Here is a 4,180-nt window from a genome sequence, read left to right on the forward strand (position 1 = left end):
AGGGGAGAGCGCGCCGCCGCCAGTCGACGACTACGACACGCACCGCTGGCAAGAACTTGATCCGCAGGAACTGCACCGCCAGCTCGTCGATATGGTGTGCCGACATGCCGCCAGCGTGTTGGGTCACTCGAGCAGCCACGACGTTGATGCGCAGTGCTCTTTCGCGGACCTCGGGTTCGAATCGATGGCCGGGGTGGAACTGCGCAACCGCCTGGCAGCAGCCACCGGTTTGGTGCTGCCGCGGACCCTGGTCTTTGACTATCCCACCGCCGCAGCGCTGGCTGATCATCTCGGTCACCAACTGACGCATGGCTATAACGAAGAATCCGAGGACGACCGAATATGGGTGCTGCTGAAAAACATTCCTATCGCCGAGCTTCGACGGACCGGACTGCTGGATAAACTGGCGCTACTGGCGGGCGAACCTGAAAAGTTGGCAGCTGACCCACAGGTCACCGAAGACGCCATCGATTCGTTAAGTCCCGACGCTCTCATTGCACTCGCACTTAACACAGCAGACCGGGACGAAACGCACTGACGGCACCGGGTGGTTGAGCGTGACTAGCACCCGGGCCAGTCGACTGTCGTTGTAGGAGTTGGACTGGATGACCAACACCGATCGGGGCAGGATCGCAGCGCAGCGGCCGTAGCTGATGCTCGCCATGGGTCCCGGATGCTGTGCGGAGTTGGTGCTACTGCGCTGGCACCAAGTCGGCGATCTCGACGGTTAGTCCCGGCCTGGGGGACAGCGCGGCGAGGTTAGCCGCGCGGATCCGCTGAGCAGGCAAGCGCAGCCTGGTCCGCGCGAGCAGCCGGGCCAGCATCACCGTCATCTCGGTAGTGGCCATGACCGATCCAACACAGCGATGTAATCCGCCGCTGAATGGGATGAACTCGTGTGGCGCGGGCTTGCGGTGCTCCGGCGCGTCGGGATCCCAGCGTTGCGGGCAGAACTGCCTTGGAGCGGGCCATATTTCGGGCAACCGATGGGTGACATAGGCACTGAAAATCAGCAACCGCCCCGCGCGGATCCGGTGACCGTCGAACCACAGATCCCGCTTCACGCTGCGGGCCGAGATCACTGCCGGGGAGTACAGCCGAAGTGTCTCGTGCACAACGCCATTGAGGTAGGTGAGTGCGCCGATGTCTGCGGTGCTCGGCGCTCTGCCGCCGAGCACGCGCCGCACCTCCCGCGTCGCGGTGTCCCAGGCACCGGGGAGGGTGAGCAACGTGTACGTCGCCCATGCCAGCGCACCGCTGGTGGTCTCATATCCGGCCGCGATGAGCGAGACGATCGCATCGCGAATCTCGTTGACAGTCAACTCGTTAACCAGCGTGTTCAACAGGCGGTCGTCAGGTCCGGGATGGACTCTGGCTTCAGTGATCACCGCGTCGACCAGCTCGTCAATACGGCGCCGGGCCGCCACCGCCCGTCGCCAACCCGGTGAGTCGAATTGTCGCTGCAGCCGCATCAGCTGCGGCGGTCGGTGAGTCAGGTCCAGCAGGGGCTGCAGTTGTTGTCCAAGGAAATCTGAGTGAATGGCCAAGCGCGGCCCGAACAGGCTCTCGGCGGTGCTGCGCCGCACCGCGGAACGCAACTCCTGATAGATATCCAGGCGCTCACCCAGGTGCCAGCTATCGATGACGGCGTCGATCGCGGACACCATGGTCGGTACGTAATCCTGAACCTGACGATGGTGCAAACCGGGCGCGACCACGGCGCGGCGGCGCCGGTGGTCTTCCCCGTCGCTGACAACCAGGGCAGTGGGCCCGTCGACGGGAATCAGACTTTCAAACGTCTCACGCCAGCTGAACGCGTCGGCGTTAGCGAATACGAACTTATTGGCTTCGCCACCCAGCAGATATGTGAAGCCGTGCTGGCCAACGCCAGCGTTGATCACTGCACCGCGAAGCCGATACTGCGCTAGCAGCGCCTCACCGGGCCAGTACGGCACCGTTCGATACGCGTTCATTCGAGTGCCTCCGAGAGCTCCAACCAATGCTCCTCTGCTACCGCAACTTCTTCTTCGAGGGCTCGTAGTTGTTGAGTCAGCCGGGCAAGGCCGACGTGGTCGGACTGGTCATGGTCGGCGAGTTCGGCGTGCTTGGCCGCGATCCGGTCGCCCAGGCGCGCGAGCTGGCGCTCGATGGCGGCCAATTCTTTCTCGGTGGCGCGGCGGCGCGCGCCCGATACCGCTGGCGGGGCATCGGGCGGTGGCTGGGCGGGCTTGGCTGGCGGACGTGCGGCTAGTCGCAGATATTCATCAATTCCGCCGGGCAGATGCCGCAACCGCCCGTCCACAATCGCGTACTGCTGATCGGTGACCCGTTCCAGCAGATACCGGTCGTGTGAGACGACGATCAGGGTGCCCGCCCACGAGTCGAGCAGATCTTCGGTGGCCGTCAGCATGTCGGTATCCACGTCGTTAGTGGGCTCGTCGAGCAGCAGCACGTTCGGTTCCGATAACAACGTCAGCATGAGCTGCAACCGCCGCCGCTGACCGCCGGACAGTTCGCCGATGCGCGCCGACAGCTGGCCGCGGCCGAAGCCTAATTGCTCCAGCAGCTGGGCCGGCGTGACTTCTCGACCCTCGACCTCATAGCCGCCCGGTAGCCTTCCCAGCACATCGGCGATCCGGTCCGCGGCAAACGGGCTCAGCAGATCACCCTGCTGGTCGAGTACCGCCAGTCGAACGGTCTTGCCGCGCTTGACGAGGCCCGAGTCCGGCTCGATGGTGCCGGCGATCAATCCCAGCAGGGTGGACTTTCCGGCGCCGTTGGCTCCAACGATGCCGGTGCGTTCACCCGGCGCAATACGCCATTCGATATCGCGCAGTACCGGTCGGCCCCCCACAGCCTGGTAGGAGACAGACACGTCCAGCAGGTCGATGACGTCCTTGCCCAGTCGGGCGGTCGCCAGCCTGGCCAGTTCGACGGTGTTGCGCAGTGGCGGTACGTCGGCGATCAGCTGGTTGGCGGCCTCGATCCGGAACTTGGGTTTGGAGGTCCGCGCCGGTGGGCCGCGTCGCAACCACGCCAGCTCCTTGCGCATCAGGTTCTGCCGCTTGGCCTCCGCCGCGGCCGCGAGCCGGTCCCGCTCGACGCGCTGCAGCACATACGCGGCATACCCACCATCGAAGGGTTCGACGATTCCGTCGTGCACTTCCCAGGTGGTGGTGGCGACTTCGTCAAGGAACCAGCGGTCGTGGGTGACCAGCAGCAGCCCGCCATTGTTGCGGGTCCACCGCTGTGAGAAGTGGCCGGCCAGCCAGGTGATGCCTTCGATGTCGAGGTGGTTGGTGGGTTCGTCCAGGGCGATTACGTCCCAGTCGCCGACCAGCAGCCGGGCCAACTGGACCCGGCGCCGCTGGCCGCCGCTGAGCGTGGAAACCTTTGCCGCCCAGCCAATGTCGGACACCAGGCCGGCGACCACATCGCGGACACGGGCATTACCGGCCCACTGGTGTTCGGGTTGATCGCCGACGAGCGTCCAGCCGACGGTGCGCTCGGAGTCCAGGGTGTCGGCCTGACTCAGTGCGCCGACCCGCAATCCGCTGCGCCGGGTGACCCGTCCAGAGTCGGGCTGCAGTTGACCGGTCAGCAGCCCCAGCAGGCTGGACTTGCCGTCTCCGTTGCGCCCGACGATGCCGATGCGTGCGCCGTCGTCGACGCCGAGCGTCATCGACTCGAAAACCACCTGGGTCGGGTACGCCAGGTGGACGGCCTCGGCTCCGAGCAGGTGCGCCACCGGGCCAAAGCTACCGGTCTTCGGTCGAGCGAGTTGGCGCATAGCTCCTGACGTGAGCGCGACGTCCACTCGAACTTTTCCGCGCTGGCGTCGGTCTCGCCGTAGCCGGCCACTTCACGTTTCTGCCGCCAGAACCGCGCAGCGCGACGATGTGGAATGATGTCCACGCTGGTCAAGGCCAACTCAGGAGCACCCAGGAGCACCCAGGAGCAGTGGTGGATCTCAATTTGTCGATGGTCACGCGCCCGGTCGAGCGTCTGGTGGCCACAGCCCAGAACGGTCTGGAAGTGCTGCGACTCGGCGGCCTGGAAACCGGCAGCGTCCCGTCGCCGTCCCAAATCGTGGAGAGCGAACCCATGTACAAGCTGCGGCGATACTTTCCGCCGGATATCCGGCCAGGTCACGCGCCGGTGGGTCCGCCGGTGTTGATGG

Annotated in this window: 4 protein-coding genes; 2 read left to right on the top strand and 2 right to left on the bottom strand. The window is 65.2% G+C overall.

Features of this window, described 5'->3' with window-relative positions:
* Positions 1-91: 91 nt before the first annotated feature.
* The gene (locus F0Q45_RS24680; RefSeq protein WP_262491163.1) at positions 92-538 is read left to right on the top strand and encodes an acyl carrier protein; all 447 of its coding nucleotides are present in this window, start codon (positions 92-94) and stop codon (positions 536-538) included.
* Positions 539-692: 154 nt separating this feature from the next.
* Here the strand turns inward: F0Q45_RS24680 and F0Q45_RS24685 are convergent, their stop codons facing one another.
* Both F0Q45_RS24685 and F0Q45_RS24690 read right to left on the bottom strand, forming a co-directional pair.
* On the bottom strand, positions 693-1,973 hold the full coding sequence (locus F0Q45_RS24685) for a cytochrome P450 (protein ID WP_373425083.1): 1,281 nt from the start codon (positions 1,971-1,973) through the stop codon (positions 693-695).
* Positions 1,970-3,748: an ABC-F family ATP-binding cassette domain-containing protein gene (locus F0Q45_RS24690; protein WP_149656389.1), complete on the bottom strand. Its 1,779-nt coding sequence runs from the start codon at positions 3,746-3,748 to the stop codon at positions 1,970-1,972. The genes F0Q45_RS24685 and F0Q45_RS24690 overlap by 4 nt, the downstream gene beginning before the upstream one ends.
* 212 nt (positions 3,749-3,960) lie before the next feature.
* On the opposite strand from F0Q45_RS24690, the gene F0Q45_RS24695 reads away from it, so the two are divergent.
* The coding region (locus F0Q45_RS24695; RefSeq protein ID WP_149656390.1) for a hypothetical protein at positions 3,961-4,180 on the top strand (220 nt) is incomplete at its 3' end.

Origin of the sequence: Mycobacterium simiae (assembly GCF_008370645.1) — a bacterium.
Lineage (GTDB): Bacteria > Actinomycetota > Actinomycetes > Mycobacteriales > Mycobacteriaceae > Mycobacterium > Mycobacterium simiae_A.

Bases quoted from the DNA above. Each gene is read 5' to 3' on its own strand.
- F0Q45_RS24680 (WP_262491163.1), top strand. From the start codon at position 92: ATGGTGTGCCGACATGCCGCCAGCGTGTTGGGTCACTCGAGCAGCCAC.
- F0Q45_RS24685 (WP_373425083.1), bottom strand. From the start codon at position 1,973: ATGAACGCGTATCGAACGGTGCCGTACTGGCCCGGTGAGGCGCTGCTA.